A 17051-nucleotide genomic window follows, 5' to 3' on the forward strand; every position below is an offset into this window, starting at 1 on the left:
ATTGTCCTGGTTGGTTCGTGGCGCAAAGGTATCTTATGTGCTCGTTTCTTACAGCCTTATTGGCGGCTGGCGTGCCCGGCGGTAGGTGATGGACAGGCCGCAGAAACTTATGGAGGGCGGTTTTCGGCCAAAAGCGGACAGTGATCCCGATAAATAAATCTGCCCCCCTTTTCACACAGGCTGAAATTGTCCTCGACGCTGACCAGGCTGCGCACCCGCTCGCCATGGACCTGGGCGAACAGCATGGCGACCGCCCCGCCCACCGAATGACCGACCAGATGCACCGCCTCGCCCGGCAACTGCTCCTCGAGCACGCGATACAGATGCTCAACCTGCGCCGGCAGATCGATGGCCTCGACCGGCACCTGGCGCTGCGCGCCGTAGCCGAGCAGATCGGGCGCCAACGCCCGCCCCGGAGCGAAGGCGACGCTCAGCTCGGGCAGCTGCAGGCTGCCGATCAGGCCGTGGATAAAAACGATGGGGGCGTGCATGGCGCAATCCTTTCCGAACCATCAACGAAGCGCCGAGCATAACCCCGTAACAGGCGCCGCGCGCACCGGTGCGTGGACTGATGGCTGGCAACCAGGCGCATACGGATGCTGGCGACGTTGGTCATCCGATCTGGCGGGCGCAAGGAGCCATCATCAAGGGCCGGAACCGCCCGATATCAATTGGTCGTGACGGGTAGCAACGCCGAAATCGAGCGTTCTTTGAGTTGCCGATAAGCGGCTCTCTCAGAAGCCGACTTTTTCAACAAAGTCGGCCGAAAGCTGCCGTTTCGCACCTCAACTCCAAAGACTATTCAGCAGATGAAGCCTACCTGCCTCGACGCAAAATCAGTGTCATTCCGGAACCCCCGCGAGCCGCAGGCCTTCCGCAAATCGCTGGACGTCCTCCGCCCGCTGGATCGGCAACCAGTCCCTCAACCTGGAGACACGCAGCGAGGGGTCCAACTCCAGTAGCCGCCGCGATGCCTGCCTAGCCCTTTCCGGTCGCCCGCTATGGGCGTGGCTGGCCGCCAGCAGTGCGGTCGGAACCAGCAGGCTGGGCAGGTTTCCCAACGACTTTTCCGCCCAGTGTGCGGCCGTATCGAAGCGCCCGGCAAAGAAATGCGCGAGCGCCATGCCCACCTGGATCCTGAACATTTCCGGGTCCAGCGGACTGAGGCGCGTCGCGTGGTTCAGGTTCTCGATGGCGGATTCTGTTTCCCCTCGCAGGGCACGCAGAATGCCTCCCAGGTACCAGGCGGGGGCGAGATTGGGGTTGAGCAGGCGAGCCCTGTCGAGCAGGGCGATACCGCCATCGATATCGCCGGCGAAATGGACCAGTGCATGCCCACCGCGGGTCAGCGCCACCGCATCGTCGCGCCCCAGGCTCACCGCCAGGCGAGCAAGCCTGGCGCCCTCGGCGATTTCCAGCGAGCGGTCGCCCATCCAACCGTTGAGCTTGCGCCAGAAATGACACCAGGCTGCCATGCCGTAGGCCGAGGCGAAGTCGGAATCCAGCTCAATGGCCTTGTAGAACAGGTCCAACGCTTCCGCGATGGCCTCCCGGGTACCATTGTGCAGTTTCGCCGTCCCGCGCAGGTAATAGTCGTAGGCGCACAGGCTTTCCGTCGGTTTGCGCTTGGCACGCTCTATCTCAGCCCTTTCGAGCTGTGGCGCTATCGCACCGACAACGCTTTCGGCGATTTGATCCTGCAGCTCGAAGATGTCGGCGATCTGGCCCTCGAAACGCTCCGCCCAGATATGCATGCCTGTCGTGGCATCAATCAGTTGGCCGGTAATGCGAATCCTGTTGCCGCTCTTGCGCACACTGCCCTCCAGCACATAGCGCACACCGAGCTCATTACCGACATCCCTTACGTCCACCGCTCTTCCTTTGTAGGTGAAGCTCGAGTTACGGGCGATGACGAACAGCCAGCGGATACGGGACAAGGCGCCGATGATGTCTTCCACGACCCCATCGGCGAAGTAGTCCTGCTCCTTGTCACCACTGAGGTTATGGAACGGCAGCACGGTTATGGAGGGCTTGTCCGGCAGTGCGAGTGCGGGTGTTTCCTGGGTGGCCAGGGGGGTGTTGCCGGCGACTGCTGGTGGGTCAGGCAGTTGGCCAGGCTCGGCCTCGCTAACCCTTACCTCGCCAACGAAACGGTAACCTTTGCGGGGAATGGTGCGGACCAGCCGCTGTATTTCACCCGTGTCACCAACCGCCCTGCGCACGGCGTTGATGTGGCTAGTAATAGTGGACTCGGAAACGATGCGACCACTCCAAACCGCCTGGAGCAGGTCATCCTTGCTGACGACATGGTCGCGGTGACTGAGCAGATGCAACAGGAGATCGAAAACCTGTGGCCCGATATCAACCACGTCGCCACGAACGGTTAATTCGCGGCGCTCCTGGTCGAGCATGTAGTCTTCAAACACGAATAACAAAGCTGAGGTCCCCTGGTGAACGCCCAACGCTCCGTGTCCCAGGCGACTTTCAATCAGTATCGGCTACCGATGGTACTGCAGCGCGCAACGCGCCGCACCGCTTGCGATGGTCGGTAATCGGCACTTTATTCATTTGGACGAATAAGCAAGATTTCCCCAAGAACAATCCAAGGAGACGGCAAGGACTTCGAGCAAAGGCGCAGGCACTCTTCCTCCACATCGACGGCAATCCCTGCCGCCGGAGGAACGGAGAACAGCCATGAAGATCATTGTCATCGGAGGCACCGGCCTCATTGGAACAAAGCTTGTGAAAATGCTCCGCGAACGAGGCCATGACGCCCTCGCGGCTTCCCCGAATACAGGCGTTAATACCATCACCCGCGAGGGTCTGGCAGAAGCCATGGACGGTGCCGATGTGGTCGTGGACGTGACCAATGCGCCGGTGTGGGAAGACCAGGCGGTACTGGAGTTCTTCGAAACCTCAACGCGCAACCTGCTGGCGGCGGAGGCGGCCGCTGGCGTCGGCCATCATGTAGCGCTGTCAATCGTCGGTTGCGAACGCCTGCCCGACAACGGCTACTTCCGCGCCAAGGTAGCCCAGGAAAAGCTCATCAAGGCATCCAGCATTCCTTACTCCCTACTACGCGCCACGCAGTTCTTCGAGTTCGTAGGCGGTATTGCGCAGGCGGCCACCGTAGGCGCAGAGGTTCGCCTGTCGCCGGCGTTGATCCAGCCCATATCCTCCGACGACGTGGCCGCAGCGCTGGCCGAGGTCGCGCTGGCGAAGCCGCTCAACGGCACGACCGAAGTCGCCGGCCCCGAGGCTATGCCACTCGACGAACTGGTCAAGCGTTTCCTCAGAAGCACGGGGGACACGCGCAACGTCGTTGCGGATGTGCACGCGCGCTACTTCGGCGCCGAGCTCGACGACCAGTCGCTGACCCCGGGCCACGCCCCGCGTCTAGGCGCCATCCATTTCGAAGACTGGCTCGCGCGGTCACAGGCCCAGGCAAAGCACTAGCGCAGCCAACCAGGTGTGCGCCCTGCTCGCGCGGTGCGCCTTACGCCCGTACAACCGGAGGATTCCGTCATGTTCACTCGATACTTCCTGGCCGCTGTATTCGCCACCCTTTCGATTACCGCCGCATCGGCCGACGACCGCCCAGCAGGCAAGGTGACGGAGGTCTTCAACCAGCCGCTACCCAACGTTCCCGGCAAGAGCATGAGGGTCGTGCTCGTCGAATACGCCCCGGGTGGTCAGTCGCCCTCCCACACCCACCCGAAGTCGGCCTTCATCTACGCGACGGTTCTCGAGGGCGCGGTGCGCAGCAAGGTCAACGACTCGGAAGAAAAGGTCTACCAGGTCGGCGAAAGCTTCGTTGAAGAGCCCGGCTCCTTCCATGCGGTAAGCGCCAACGCCAGCGACACCAAACCGTCGCGACTGATGGCCGTGTTCGTCCTCGACAGTGACGAACAGGAGCTCGTTACACCCGCCGGACAATAACCGTCAACACGCCGGCGACTCGCGGCAGCCCTGCTTCCAACACAGGGCTGCCGGAGTTGCTTGCATGGAATAGGACATCGGAAATGAACGCGCTCGAGAACCCGGTCGCCATTACCGCTGATGCCAACAACCAGGTACCAACCCGGAACAGGAAGGCGATCGGCCTGTTGCTTTGCGCCGGCGCGGCCCTGGTGTTGGCCGCTGGCTGGCTGGTGGTCGGAGCCGAACGGACCTCGACCGACAATGCCTATGTCCGCGGTGATCTCACTTCGCTGGCGACCAAGGTGGCCGGCTATGTCACCACCGTGGAAGTCGAGGACAACCAGAGCGTTCAGGCAGGTGACGTGCTGTTTCGCATCGACGACCGGGACTATCGCGCACATCTCGCCCAGGCGACGGCCAATGTGCAGGCCTCCAAAGCGCGGCTGAAAAATGCCGAGGCGGAAAGCGAACTGCAACGAGCCATGATTCGCCAGGCCGAAGCCCAGCGGCGCTCGGCCACGGCAGAGATGGAGCTGGCGAACAAGACCCATGATCGCAGCCGTATCCTCGTCCGAACTCATGCGATCAGCCAGGCCACCGTCGACGAAAGCGGCACTGCACGACACCGAGCCGAAGCTGCCGTCCTGGCCGCCTCCGCAACCCTGGAGGCCCAGCAGCAGCGGATCGCCGTTCTCGAGGCGCAGACGCAAGCTGCCGTGGCCGCGGTGATGCAGGCTGAGGCCGCACAAGAGATCGCGCAGATCGATCTCGACAGCACCGTGGTCCGCGCGCCGGTATCCGGCGTGGTCGGCAATCGCCAGGTTCGCGTTGGCCGCTTCGTCACGCCGGGTGTAGCCCTGCTCGATATCGTGCCGGTCGCGGATGTATGGATCGTGGCGAATTTCAAGGAAACCCAGCTCAGGCACATCCGCCTCGGGCAACGCGTGCGAATCACCATCGACGGCTATCCGGGCGAAGAGCTTGACGGAGTGGTCGACAGCTTCGCACCCGGTAGCGGCTCGGCGTTCAGTCTGCTGCCCAGCGATAACGCCACGGGGAATTTCGTGCGTGTGGTGCAGCGCGTCCCGGTCAAGATCCGCTTTACCCACAATCCTTTGCGGGGTCACATCGTGCCGGGTCTGTCCGCGCGGGTCGAGGTCGAGTACGGGGGCGGTTCATGAACACGCCAACCACCACGGGCGGCGGCCCGCTTCTGGTCGGCATCATCCTGGCCACACTGACAGAAGCGATCGCCGGAACCGCACTGTCACTCGGTCGCAGCGACATCATCGGCGACATCTATGCGACCCCCGATGAATTCGCCTGGCTGGATATCGGCTATACGGCATCCAAGCTTATCGGTTTCATGGTGGCGCCCTGGCTGATGAGCCGTATGCCGCCGCGCCAGCTGATCATCACGGTGGTCATGAGCATGGCCGCGGCATGCGGGTTGGCCGGCATCACCGCGCACCTGGAGCTGCTGATTGCACTGCGCGTCGTCCAAGGCTTTGCCGGTGGCGCCCTGCTGGTGGTGGGCCAGACCGTCCTGTTCGTTTCTTTTGCGCGAGGCACGCAGCCGCTTGTCCAGGCCCTGTTCGCCATGGGTTCGGTGGTGGCGCCGGCCACCCTCGCTCCCGCCCTTCAGGGATGGCTGATCGACAGCCAGTCCTGGCCATGGATCTTCTTCTGCGTGATTCCGCTGGCACTGGCCGCAAGCGGCTCGCTGATGATTTCGAGCCGACCAATACCAGCCGAGGCGGACAACCGCCCTTGCGACGGGATCGGCTTCGTGCTGGTCTCCGTCACCCTGTTCTGCCTGAGCTATGTACTGATCCAAGGCCATCGCTGGGACTGGTTCGAGGAACCGCACATTCTCTGGCTCACGCTGATCGGTGCAGCTGCTTTGCTGGCCTTACTCGGCCAGCAGGTGCTGCGCAGCAAGCGGGGCATTATCGACTTCGCCCTGTTCGGCTCGGAGGATTTCTCTTTTGCCTTCATCGTCAGCTTCGTCGCCGGAGCGGCATTGTTCGGCAGCGCCTACCTCATCCCGTCCTTTGCCGTGTCGGTTCTTGCCTTTACTCCGACCGATGCCGGTCTATTACTGCTGCCCAGCGGGGCGCTCTTCGTTGGCGGACTACTGCTTTCTGCATATCTCTTTCAGGGCCGTCACATCCCACCTTTCGCCACTGTACCCTTTGGAATTCTGCTGATCATGCTGGCCATGTGGATGCTGTCCGGCTCGACCAGCGAAAGCGGCGCGGACGACATGATGACCGCCATCCTGCTGCGTGGCCTTGGCCTGGGGCTACTGTTCCTCTCCATCACCCTGATTGCCTTCGGCAAGCTCGACAGCCGCAACCTCGCCAGTGGCATCGGTCTGTTCAATGCCGGCCGGCAGCTGGGCGGACTTATCGGCGTAGCGGGCCTGCAGACGCTGATCGATCACAACCTCGTGGGCAATCTCAGCGTACTGGGCAGCCATGTCACCACCGGGGGGCAGCTCGTCATCGAGCGGCTGACGAGCACCACCGCCATGCTGGCGATGAAAGGCATGGATGCGCTCGCCTCCAGCCAGGCGGCCGCCAGCCTGCTGGGGCGCAGCGCGGCGAAGCAATCGACGGTGATCGCCTTCGACACGGCGTTCATGGCGGTCACCCTGCTCTTCGCCGTTGCCTTCCCAATTCTGATTGGCATCAAGATCGGATTCGCCCGGCACGGCAAGTCACACGCCCCTGCATAGCCGCCCCACTCGAACAATCTCCCATCCCACCCGACCGGTGCTCGCCACCGGCCCACACCCTTGAGATCATCGCAATGCCTATTAATGCCGTGAGTATTCTGGAAATCTGCGCCCGACCAGGCGCGGAACAATGGCTAGAACATGTCCTGTGTAAGTTTGCTGAACGGCTCGGACGACTTCCTGGCTGCGTAGCCTACGGGGTAACCCGAAGCGCCTGGCACCCGAGGCTATGGGTATTCAGCGGCTTCTGGAGCACGCCGACGGAAATGGTCCGGCACTTTGCTGCCATCGAGCTGGACAGGCTGCTGCGTATGCTGGGGGCTGTGTCGCGAGCATTCGTTTCGGCAGCTTCTCGAGGACCGAAAGAGCGGACTGCTCGTAACAACGATGCCGTCGGGAAAGTACATGTGCTGTACGCCAGTGACAGTCGTCGGCTTAATTACTTAAAAGGTACTTCTGGCTGATAGCGCTCTGTAACTAGCGTCCGGTATTGGCCGATTCTGTTGAAAAAATCCCGTCGCGATTTTTGCTCATGAAAGAGCGTAGGCGAGGCTGAAATCTGGTGCGCTCAAAGACAGTGCTGCCTTGTTATTTGCGTAGCAACGCCGAAATCGCGCTTTTTTGAGCTGCCGATAAGCAGCCCTCTCAGAAGCCGACTTTTCAACAGAGTCGGCCAATACCGGACGCTAAGGGCGGAATCAAGCCGCGCCGCGCAGCGGCGTCGGCTGGACTGCTGTAATGGACTCTCCCAACACCCCGGTTCTATACCAAGACGTTGAGGATTGAAAAGTGGGAGAGCCGTTATGAGGCAAATCGCAGTTGATCTGGCCAAGTCCGTCTACCAAGTTGCCGAGGGTGTCCGTTCCGGCCAGGAGTTGCAGCGTAAGCGGCTGAACCGAGAAGCTCTCTGCAACTGGGCCGCCAGCCATTACTGGTAAGCCCCAGCCGAATAAATCAGTTCGTAGCTGTGACTATAGATTTCTAGAATGTTCCCAAATGGGTCTTCCATATAAACCATGCGATAGGGCTTCTCACCCGGGAAGTACTCGCGTACTGGCATGCGCTGCTTACCACCCGCAGCAACTACCTTGGCGGCCAGCCCTTCTACGTCTGGATCTTGGACGCAGAAGTGGAAGATACCGCTCTTCCAGTACTCGAAGTTGTTCTGTGGCCTTTCGGCATTACGAAACTCAAAAATCTCTACGCCGATCCGATCGCCTGTGGACAGGTGCGCAATACGGAACGAACCCCAGCCGGCACCGAATACATCGGTACACATGACTCCGATTGCTGAATCATCCTCGCTTATCGTGGTCGGCGGCATGATCAGATACCAGCCCATGACTTCTGTGTAGAACTTCACGGCGGCGTCTAGATCGGTGACTGATAGGCCGATATGAGAAAAGCTACGCGGGTAGACGAGCGACATAACCTGTACCTCTTGCTGATTGGGTTGTGGTTAGTCTAGGAAGGTGCAGCCATAATAAAAACCATCGGCAGATTATCGCACTGATAAGAGATCGTTATGCTTAGTCCGCAATGGCTACGTACCTTCGCGACCCTGGTTGAGCAGGGCAATTTCACACGCTGCGCCGAGTACCTGGACCTGACCCAGGCCGCTGTCAGTCAACATGTACAGAAGCTTGAGGAACGGCTCGGTCCATTGTTGATACGCCGTCCTCGCCAGCTCGAACTAACTCCCGCTGGGCGTGCGCTACTGGAGTATTGCGAGGAGGTTAGCGCGGCCGACCAGCGTCTGCACAAGCGCCTGTCCGAGCATGATGACCAGCGCGGAGAGATCGGTTTGATCTGTCCCGGCAGCATCGGGCTGGCCCTCTATCCCATGCTGCTGAACTTGCAGCAGGCGAATCCCGGTCTGATCATTCGTCAACGTTTTGCCCCGGATAGAGAGGTGCTCGAAGCCGTACTGGAAAATCGCTTCGAGTTGGGCTTGGTCACACTCAAGCCTGATGACCCTCGCCTCTGCGTGAGCCGTTTCACCGAGGAGCCATTGGAGCTAATCGCGCCAGCCTCAGAGCGTGTCGAGGGCTGGGAGGATCTGCAACGCATAGGTTTCATCGATCACCCTGACGGCCGAGCCATGGGTAGTCGTCTGCTCAGTCGTTACTTCCCTGAAGCACCAGGCGTCGGCAGTCTCCCCTGTCGTGGCTTTACCAACCAGATTGGTCTGATCCTTGAACCTGTAGCGCGAGGTTTAGGCTTTACTGTGTTACCGCGTTATGCACGTCTGGCTTTTCAACGTCCAGACAGTATCCAGGTCATCAGGGGGCCACGATTGGTCGAGGACACTCTGTGGCTGATACACCGTGCCGAATGGCCACTGTCTAGTCGGACGGAACTGGTCGTTCAAAAACTGAGGATAGAGGTTGAAGGTCTGTGACTGAGAAAGTCGAGGCGACTCAGTTCGGCTTTCTTGCCAGGCATTTACCAAAGAGCATGCAGCTGGCTTCCTTCAGCCACGGTTGAACTGGTCCGTGAGGAAATCAATCAACACCCGTACCTTGGCCGGCACGAGACGCGTCTCGGTAATCGCGTAAACCGGCAGAGCCTCCGCCTTCCAGTCGGGCAGTACGCGATGCAAGCGGCCTTGGGCAAGATCCTCGCTGATCATTTCGTCCACCAGCATGGCGATTCCCTGGCCGAGCAGGGCCAGGCGACGCAGCATGCCGATGTTGTTCAGCAAGTAGCGCCCCTCCACCGCCAGGCTAAGTCTCTGCTGGGTATCGTGCAGTACCCAGGGTGCATCAAGCATGCGCAGACACTCATGCTGCAGCAGTGCTGCCGGGCTGTCCGGCACACCATGCCGGGCCAGGTAGCCCGGACTGGCAAAGAGACTGCGCTGCAGGGTGCCAAGGGGCCGGGCAATCAACTGTGAGTCAGGCAGGGCGCCGATACGAATCACCAGATCAACCGGGTCGCGGATCAGGTCCAGGCGCTTGGGCGTGAGGTCCAAGTCGAACCGGATCTGCGGGTAGCGCTCGGCGAATTCGGCCAACAGTGGTGCCAGGTAGACCACCCCGAAGTCGATGGGCATGGACAAGCGGATCAGGCCGCTCGGGTTGTCCACAAGCTCGGAAATCTCTTCATGGGCCAGGCGCGCCTCGTCGACGATACGCCGGCAGCGCTCGAAATACAGACGACCGCCTTCGGTGAGTTCGATACGCCGTGTAGTGCGGTTGAGCAGGCGTAGGCCGATACGTCTTTCCAATTCGGCGATGCGCCGCGAGACCGTGGAGTTGGGTATGCCGAGCGCCTCGGCGGCGCCGCGAAAGCTGTTGGCCTTGATCACCTCGACGAACAGGGCCATGTCATTGAGCAGCTTCATCCAGCACTCCATTGCTCCATTGGTGGAGCAATCATTCCTGATTTCGTGACTTTATCCTATGCATGCCGGGCCGGATGATCCGTTCACGCCTAATGTCCCTCTGCGTGAACCTGGAGACTTTCCCATGACCGCTCAATTGCTCAGCCCGGCTCGCTTACATGATCTTGATCTGCGCAACCACATGGTGATGGCGCCGATGACGCGCTCACGAGCCGATGCTGCCGGGGTGCCGCGGGCGTCCACGGCCACTTACTACGCCCAGCGAGCCAGTGCCGGGCTGATCATCAGCGAGGCGATCAATATCTCGGCAGATGCCGTCGGCAGTCCGCTGACTCCCGGCCTCTACAGCGAGAAGCAAATTGCCGCCTGGCAACAGGTGACAGCGGCGGTGCATGCGGCAGGTGGCAAGATCTTCGCGCAGCTCTGGCATACCGGCCGGGTCGGCCACTCCAGCGTGCGCGGCGGCCTGTTGCCGGTGGCGCCGTCGGCGGTGGCGATCCAGGGGCAACAGCACTTCACCCTGGACGGCATGCAGGATTACGAGGTGCCGCGCGCACTGACCTTGAGCGAAATCCAGGCGGTCATCGCCGATTACCGCCGCGCCGCGGAAAACGCCAAGCGTGCCGGTTTTGACGGTGTCGAGTTGCATGCCGCGTTCGGCTATCTGCCGAACCAGTTTCTGGTGGACTCGGCCAACCTGCGTACCGACGCCTACGGCGGCAGCATAGCCAAGCGCAGCCGTTTCGTGCTCGAAGTGATGCAGGCGTTGATCGAGGTGTGGGGCTCCACTCGCGTGGGGATCAAACTGTCGCCGGCGATTCCGTTCAACGGCATGATCGACAGCGATCCACTGGCGCTCTACAGCTACTTGATTGGTGAGTTAAATAGGCTGCAGCCCGGTTATGTGCACCTGATGCGCGCACTGTTTCCGCTGGACAACTTCCCCCACTGGCCGCGTGACGTGCTGGCAACTTTCGGTCCGCAAATAAACAGCCCATTGATCGCCAACGGTGGCTATGACGCAGAGGGTGGCGAGGCGGCCCTCAAAGCCGGCGAGGCCGCGTTAGTGTCATTCGGCACCCCATTCGTGGCCAATCCAGACCTGCCGGAGCGATTTGCCCGAGGCGCCGAACTGGCTCAAGCCGACCGAGCCACTTTGTATGGCGGCGAGGATGCGGGCTTCATTGATTATCCGAGCCTGTGAGGCCGTCCATCATGACTCGCTCATCGCTTGGTAAAGTCATGCTTGGTTTCGCTATTGTCGCCACCGTGGCAATAGTGGCCATCGCCGACGTATTCAACGCTAGCCACTTGTTCAATCCGGATTGGCCAGGCCATGCGCGATTTCATATCGGCATGCAGTTCACCACCCTGGTGCTGGTCAGCCTGTTTTCCCTGGCCGCGCTGAGGCGTGGCCAGGTGTGGGCTTCCGCACTGGCACCGGCAAGCTTCTGGCCTGGTCTGTTCGTGGCCTACCTAATCCCTGGTACAGACGTATATGCCAGCGAATCTTTGCGTGAGTTGGGGATCCCGATCAATCTGATACTGGCAGCAGTGCTACTTGGCATCACAGGGCTGGGCGTGCTGCTGCAGCGATCCAACGAGAGGTGAACATCGCCTCTGACTGGATTGGCTGCACGGTTGCGCTGTGACTGGCTGCCAACTTGCGGCGAGCACTGGCCGGCTAGTGCTCGCTGTTGAGTCGCCACCGCTTTGTAGAAACCTTCATTACGGCTTCTGGCCGCTTTGCCGGCGCTGACAACCCGCTCTGGGCCAAGCCCCCCGCTCCCATAGCTCCTTGCCCGCATCCCCATCGAGCATGGCGACATCCCCGTCGCACCGCGTATCAGGCCGAGTCGCTGCAGGTCCCCAGCCCATGGGGCGCCGCGCGAAAGGGCGCCAGGCGTTCGGCGCGGGTCGAGAGCTCGACCAGCGCCGGGTAGCGCGCCGGGTCGATCAACTCGGGCAGCATCTGCACGGCGAACTGCAAGGCCACCGCCGTGCTGACGGCGGCCTGGTCGATGTTCGCCTCGCTCAGTTCGGGCACCCGCCCTTCCCACTCGTCCTGCAGCGCCTGCAGGGCGGCGTGCAGCTGGCCGGTCACCCGCTCCAGCCAGGGCTGGTGCAGTTTCTCGCGCGGCCTCAGGTTGTGCTCGTAGACCACCTGTACGCTCTTCTCGCAGGCGGCCAGGGCCAGGCCGATGCGGCGCAGCGCCTGCGCGCAGAGTGATGATGTGCTTCCAGCCCTTCCAGGCCAAGGCAGATCAGTCTGGGGTCGCCGACCCGCACGGCCACGCTGATCTGCCCGTTGACTCATGGTTCTCGTTAACTGGTGCGCGTCCTGCATCGGAAGGCCTTTCGTTCGAGAGTTCGAGCCGCCGGCTTTTCCTCGCTACCGGCGCTCGAGTGCGACCACTGCCTAGCCCCCCAGCAACAGACGCGGCAGGGTCAGCGACAGCGCCGGGAAGAAGGTGGTCAGCAGTACCACCGGCAGATAGGCGAACAGCAGGAACACCATGGTCGGCTTGAGCATGCCGCTCAACGGCGTCTTGCCCACCAGGGCGCCCAGGTAGAGGATCGGCGCGGTCGGTGGGGTGATCAGGCCCATGCCGAGGTTGGTGGCGATGATGGCGGCGAAGTGCACCGGGTCGATGCCGAGCTTGTGCACGATCGGCATTAGCATCGGCGTAGCCAGGAGAATGCCGCTGGCATCGTCCATGAACATGCCGATCAACATCAGGAAGGCATTGATCATCAGCAACAGGATGATCGGGTTGTCGCTGACCGTGGTGAAGCCCACCAGCAGCAGCTGCGGCACGCTCTGCATGGTGAACATGCGCGCCAGCATCGAGGCGAAGAACACCAGGATCAACAGCACGCCGGTGACCTGGCCGGCCTTCCACAGCTGCGTGTAAAGCCCTTTCCAGCCCAGCTCGCGGTAGATCAGCACGCTCACCGGCACCGCATAGACCACGGCGATGGCCGCCGCCTCGGTGGGAGTGGTGATGCCGCCGTAGATGCAGCCAAGGATGATGATCGGCATCAGCAGACCGAGGCCGGCACGCCGCCCGCGCTGAGCGACATGCTTGACCCACTGCTCGGCCGGCAACGGCGCCTCGGTGTGCAGCGGCATGCGCCTGGTAAGCACCCAGTTCCAGAAGCAGAACAGCGCGATCAGGATCAGCGCCGGCAGAACCGGGGCGAGGAAGGCGGCAGTGATCGAGGTGCCGCTGACCCAGCCGTAGAGGATCATCGAGGCGCTCGGCGGAATCATCAGCGCCAGCACGGCCGAGCAGGCCACCAGGCTGGCAGCGTAGCCGCGGTCGTAGCCGCGCTCGACCATGCGCGGGATCATGGTGCTGCCGATCGCCGCCACCGCCGAGGAGGCCATGCCGGAAATGGCGCCGAAGACTGCGGTGGTCAACACCACCACTATCCCCAGGCCGCCGCGAAAGCGCCCGACGATGCTTTCGGCGAAGTCCACCAGGCGCGTGGCAATGCCGCCCTGGCTCATGATGTTGCCGGCGATGATGTACAGCGGAATCGCCAGCAGCACCACCGAGCTGGCCTGACTGAAACCGGCGCTGACCAGGAAGGAGGCGCTGCCGAAGTCGCCGAGCAGGAACAGCAGCAGTACGGCGGCGGCGAAGCACAGCGGTACCGGTACGCCGATGACCAGCAACAGGACCAGCAGCACGGCGTCCAACAGAATGATCCAGTTCATGGGGTGCGCAGTCTCCGCACAAGTTCGACGCCGTGCTCGACCAGCTCGACGAAGAAATACAGGGTCATCAGGCCGAGCCCGACGGGCATGGCCAGATGGACGTAGCCAACGGGAATGTGCAGTTCGGTGGACGTCATGCCCAGGCTCAGCGACCACTGCGCCAACCCCCAGGACCAGACCACCATCCAGGCGCAGACCAGTACCGAGATCAGGCAGGCGAGCAGCTTGATCGCCTGTTGCGCAGTCGGACTCTTGACCAGCACGTCGGCCAGCGAGGCGGATATGTGTTCGCGCTGCTCAGCGCCCACCGCGCCGCCAAGAAAATAGAACCAGATGGCGATGTACACCGCGGTCTCCTCGATGCCGAAGATCGCGGTCTGGAACAGGTAGCGGGCGACCACCTGGGCGAAGATCAACAGGGTCAATAGCGCTGCGCCTAGCACCAGCAGGGTGCGCTGCACATGCAGCGCGCCCTGCCAGAGTTTGCGCAGCCAGGAAGCCGGGCTGAGCGACATGGGCCTACCTCGGGCGAGCGGTTAGTGGCTGACGGCGTCGTTGAGGCGCTGCATGGTGGCCGCATCGAGTTCGCCGGCGATCTGCGGCCAGACATTCTTGCGCGTGTAGTCGGCGAGTTTCGCCAGGGTCTCGTCGTCGAAGCGCACCACTTCGATGCCCGCTTCTTCCATGTTCTTCAGGTACTGGGTGTCGGCCTCGCGGACTTCATCGAAACGCTTGTGAGAGATTTCCTGGGCCACCGCCAGTATGATCTCGCGGTCCTGCTCGGGCAGGCTCTCCAGGCGTTTGCTGTTGATCACGAACCAGGCCAGCTCCAGGTGATCGTTGTACTGCACCCAGGTCTTGGTGATGTCCTTGAAATTGTCCAGGGCCATTTCCGCGGTGCCGCCAATCTGGCCGTCGATCACCCCGGTTTGCATGGCGGTATACAGCTCGGCCCAGGGCACGGTGGCGACCTGGTAACCGAGGCGCTCCATCATCACCCGGTGGGTGGTGCCGCCCGGCCATACGCGGATGCGCAGGCCGCGCTTGGTCTCGGGGTTACCCGGCTCCGGCACCGCCTTGGTGAAGCCGGCGCCGCCCATGCCGGCGCTGTAGACGCCAAGCAGGCGCAGGCCTTGCGGCGCGATCATGTCGTCGACCAACTTGTAGGCGAAGCCGTTGGCGCTGAATACTTCCTGGGCCTCGGCGTAGGTCGGGGCGATATAGGGGAACCAGGCGATCGCCAGGCGCTTGTCGAAGTTGGTCGACAGGGGCTGCAGGCCGATATCGATGGCGCCCTGCATCAGCTGCGAATGAGTTTCGACCCAGTCTCCGAGCTGGCTGGCCGGAAACACCGTGACCTCGATACGACCAGCGCTGCGCGCCTTGACCTCGTCGGCGAACTGCTGCGCCGCCTTGCCGCCATCCGAATCGGGGCGAAACAGGGTGGAAAGGCGCAGCGTGGTGTCGGCGGCCTGAACCGCCAGAGGGGCCAGGCCGAGGCTGAGGACGGCGGCGCTAAGCGCAAGAAGCTTGCGAAGAGGGGCGTGCATGATGAGTGCCTCGTATTGGTAGCAGGAAGTTATACTTGTAATGGGTTTCAACCGATACAATTAGAACCTATATCTCGCTATTATCATTGTCAAGCGCTTTTGTTGTAGGTACAAATGCATGACATTTAGCGAGTCCGACCTTCAGGAGACGCATGCCGGAATGACTTCCATCGACACCTTGCTGACCAGTGTGGCGCAGACCATGAGCGGGCCACGCAACCGCGCCGAGCCGCTGTACGAGCAGTTGGCCGACGCCCTGGCCGAAGGTATTCGCAACGGCACTCTGGTCAGCGGTGAACGCCTGCCGCCGCACCGCGAGCTGGCACGTCGCCTGAACATCAACATCACCACCGTGACCAAGGCCATGGCCATGCTGCAGGAGGCCGGCCTGGTGGAAAGCCGCCCGGGTCGCGGCACCCTGGTCAAACCCCTGCTGCGTCAGCCGCACGCCCAGTTCCAGAGCGCGCCGAGCGATGCGCCGGGGCGCGTCGACCTGAGCATCAACCGCCCAGCCACCAACGTCTACAGCCAGGTATTGGGGCAGTTGCTGCCGGAGCTGTCGCGCGATCCCCGTTTTCTCGAGACCCAGGACTACCACCCTTCGGAAGGGCCGCTGTGGGCGCGCGAGGCCGCCTCGGCCTGGTTGAGCCAGTATGGCGTGACGGCTCCTGCGCAGCGTTTGCTGATCACCGAAGGCGCGCAGCACGGCCTGGCCTGCATCCTGCGCGCCATGACCACGCGTGGCGACACGCTGCTGGCCGATGCGGTGACCTACCAGGGCATCAATGCCCTGTGCCGGACCCTGGGCTTGAATCTGGTCGGCGTCGATGGCGACGCCGAAGGCATGCTGCCGGAGGCACTGGAGCGGGCCTGCGCCCTGCATGCGCCGAAGGCCTTGTTCCTGGTGCCGTCGATCCACAATCCGACCGCCATCACCCTGGGGCTGACGCGGCGCCGGGCCCTGGCCGAGGTGATCGAGCGCCACGGGCTGCTGCTGATCGAAGACGACGTCTACCGGCCCTTGCTGGACGATTCGCTGCCGTCCTTCGCGCAGTTGCTGCCGGCGCGGACCATCCACGTCACGGCACTGTCCAAGTGCATCGCGCCCGGCCTGCGCATGGGGTTCGTGCTGGCCCCAGAGCAGTGGGTGGCGGACATCAGTGCGACGCTGCGCATCGATTGCTGGAGCATCTCGCCGTTGTCCGCGCTGGTCGCCACTCGCCTGATCGAGGGCGGTCAGGCCGGCGAAATGGTCGTCGCCCAACGCGAGGAGCTGCGCGCCCGCCAGGCCTTGCTGCGTGAGCAGTTCGGCGATCTGCAGGTGCAGGCCAGCGCCACCGCGCCGCATGTCTGGCTGCACCTGCCCGAGCCCTGGCGCGCCTCGAGCTTCGCCCAGACCTGCCAGGAGCATGGCATCGGCCTGTTGCCCGGCGTGGCCTTCACCCTGCGTCAGGAGCACCCGCCGCACGCGGTGCGCATCAACCTGGCCGCGGCGCGCAGCCGCGAGCAACTGACACGGGCGCTGCAGATCATCGCCCGGCTCGCCCGCCAGGGGCATCTGCATATGCACGACAGCGTCTGACAGACAGCCGACGCTCGGCCGGCCTGTCCCCGGTTTCTCGCCCATGCCCCGCAAGCGGCCAGCGCCTCGGCGCTGCCGCCCGACATCCCGGCCAGGCGTGCAGGCGCTCGTCGTCGATCAAGGCGCTCGGGGTAGGCGTCGCGCCTGATCAGGCCCCGATCCGCCCCGGCATGTCGCAGCCAGTCGCA

Annotated in this window: 16 protein-coding genes and 1 pseudogene; 9 read left to right on the top strand and 8 right to left on the bottom strand. The window is 62.5% G+C overall.

Translation table 11 applies throughout. The annotated features are described in order from the left end of the window. Positions 1-107 precede the first annotated feature (107 nt). Together AC1G9C_RS17070 and AC1G9C_RS17075 are read right to left on the bottom strand one after the other, a co-directional pair. On the bottom strand, positions 108-491 hold the full coding sequence (locus AC1G9C_RS17070) for an alpha/beta fold hydrolase (RefSeq protein WP_480408280.1): 384 nt from the start codon (positions 489-491) through the stop codon (positions 108-110). A gap of 351 nt (positions 492-842) precedes the next feature. Next, the gene (locus AC1G9C_RS17075; RefSeq protein WP_480408281.1) at positions 843-2435 is read right to left on the bottom strand and encodes a winged helix-turn-helix domain-containing tetratricopeptide repeat protein; all 1593 of its coding nucleotides are present in this window, start codon (positions 2433-2435) and stop codon (positions 843-845) included. Between the two features lie 259 nt (positions 2436-2694). On the opposite strand from AC1G9C_RS17075, the gene AC1G9C_RS17080 reads away from it, so the two are divergent. The 5 genes and pseudogenes from AC1G9C_RS17080 to AC1G9C_RS17100 all read left to right on the top strand — a co-directional run. Next, positions 2695-3456 carry an SDR family oxidoreductase gene (locus AC1G9C_RS17080; protein ID WP_480408282.1) on the top strand — a complete coding sequence of 254 codons (762 nt, stop codon included), beginning with the start codon at positions 2695-2697 and terminating at the stop codon, positions 3454-3456. Positions 3457-3525: 69 nt separating this feature from the next. Further along, positions 3526-3939: a cupin domain-containing protein gene (locus AC1G9C_RS17085; RefSeq protein WP_480408283.1), complete on the top strand. Its 414-nt coding sequence runs from the start codon at positions 3526-3528 to the stop codon at positions 3937-3939. Between the two features lie 83 nt (positions 3940-4022). Then, positions 4023-5102, top strand: a complete 1080-nt coding sequence (locus AC1G9C_RS17090) for an HlyD family secretion protein (protein ID WP_480408284.1) — start codon at positions 4023-4025, stop codon at positions 5100-5102. Continuing rightward, positions 5099-6661 (top strand): DHA2 family efflux MFS transporter permease subunit, encoded by a 1563-nt coding sequence (locus AC1G9C_RS17095; RefSeq protein WP_480408285.1) that lies wholly within the window; start codon positions 5099-5101, stop codon positions 6659-6661. The genes AC1G9C_RS17090 and AC1G9C_RS17095 overlap by 4 nt, the downstream gene beginning before the upstream one ends. 803 nt (positions 6662-7464) lie before the next feature. Continuing rightward, positions 7465-7566 (top strand): annotated as a pseudogene (locus AC1G9C_RS17100) (IS110 family transposase); the annotation flags it as partial. A gap of 23 nt (positions 7567-7589) precedes the next feature. Here the strand turns inward: AC1G9C_RS17100 and AC1G9C_RS17105 are convergent. After that, positions 7590-8090, bottom strand: coding sequence for a lactoylglutathione lyase family protein (locus AC1G9C_RS17105; protein WP_122107414.1), 501 nt, complete (start codon positions 8088-8090; stop codon positions 7590-7592). Between the two features lie 96 nt (positions 8091-8186). Here AC1G9C_RS17105 and AC1G9C_RS17110 point away from each other — a divergent pair, with 96 nt between their 5' ends. Then, positions 8187-9062 carry a LysR family transcriptional regulator gene (locus AC1G9C_RS17110; protein ID WP_122107415.1) on the top strand — a complete coding sequence of 292 codons (876 nt, stop codon included), beginning with the start codon at positions 8187-8189 and terminating at the stop codon, positions 9060-9062. Positions 9063-9134: 72 nt separating this feature from the next. Here AC1G9C_RS17110 and AC1G9C_RS17115 read toward each other — a convergent pair whose 3' ends face one another. After that, on the bottom strand, positions 9135-10007 hold the full coding sequence (locus AC1G9C_RS17115; RefSeq protein ID WP_480408286.1) for a LysR family transcriptional regulator: 873 nt from the start codon (positions 10005-10007) through the stop codon (positions 9135-9137). A 124-nt stretch (positions 10008-10131) separates the two neighbouring features. On the opposite strand from AC1G9C_RS17115, the gene AC1G9C_RS17120 reads away from it, so the two are divergent. Both AC1G9C_RS17120 and AC1G9C_RS17125 read left to right on the top strand, forming a co-directional pair. After that, positions 10132-11211, top strand: a complete 1080-nt coding sequence (locus AC1G9C_RS17120; RefSeq protein ID WP_480408287.1) for an alkene reductase — start codon at positions 10132-10134, stop codon at positions 11209-11211. Positions 11212-11222: 11 nt separating this feature from the next. Beyond that, entirely contained in the window at positions 11223-11618 is a 396-nt protein-coding gene (locus AC1G9C_RS17125) for a hypothetical protein (RefSeq protein ID WP_480408288.1), read from the top strand. Between the two features lie 235 nt (positions 11619-11853). Here the strand turns inward: AC1G9C_RS17125 and AC1G9C_RS17130 are convergent, their stop codons facing one another. The 4 genes from AC1G9C_RS17130 to dctP all read right to left on the bottom strand — a co-directional run bounded on the left by AC1G9C_RS17130 (position 11854) and on the right by dctP (position 15281). Then, positions 11854-12324, bottom strand: coding sequence for a hypothetical protein (locus AC1G9C_RS17130; protein ID WP_480408289.1), 471 nt, complete (start codon positions 12322-12324; stop codon positions 11854-11856). 102 nt (positions 12325-12426) lie between these two features. Next, positions 12427-13731, bottom strand: a complete 1305-nt coding sequence (locus tag AC1G9C_RS17135; protein ID WP_480408290.1) for a TRAP transporter large permease — start codon at positions 13729-13731, stop codon at positions 12427-12429. Beyond that, complete coding sequence (locus AC1G9C_RS17140; RefSeq protein ID WP_480408291.1) at positions 13728-14246, bottom strand: TRAP transporter small permease; 519 nt, start codon at positions 14244-14246, stop codon at positions 13728-13730. Before AC1G9C_RS17140 ends, AC1G9C_RS17135 begins: the two co-directional genes overlap by 4 nt. 21 nt (positions 14247-14267) lie before the next feature. Beyond that, positions 14268-15281, bottom strand: a complete 1014-nt coding sequence (gene dctP / locus AC1G9C_RS17145; protein WP_480408292.1) for a TRAP transporter substrate-binding protein DctP — start codon at positions 15279-15281, stop codon at positions 14268-14270. A gap of 160 nt (positions 15282-15441) precedes the next feature. Between dctP and AC1G9C_RS17150 the strand changes: the two genes are divergently transcribed. After that, the gene (locus tag AC1G9C_RS17150; protein WP_480408293.1) at positions 15442-16863 is read left to right on the top strand and encodes an aminotransferase-like domain-containing protein; all 1422 of its coding nucleotides are present in this window, start codon (positions 15442-15444) and stop codon (positions 16861-16863) included. Positions 16864-17051 lie beyond the last annotated feature (188 nt).

It is taken from the genome of Pseudomonas sp. ABa2 (genome assembly GCF_056676075.1).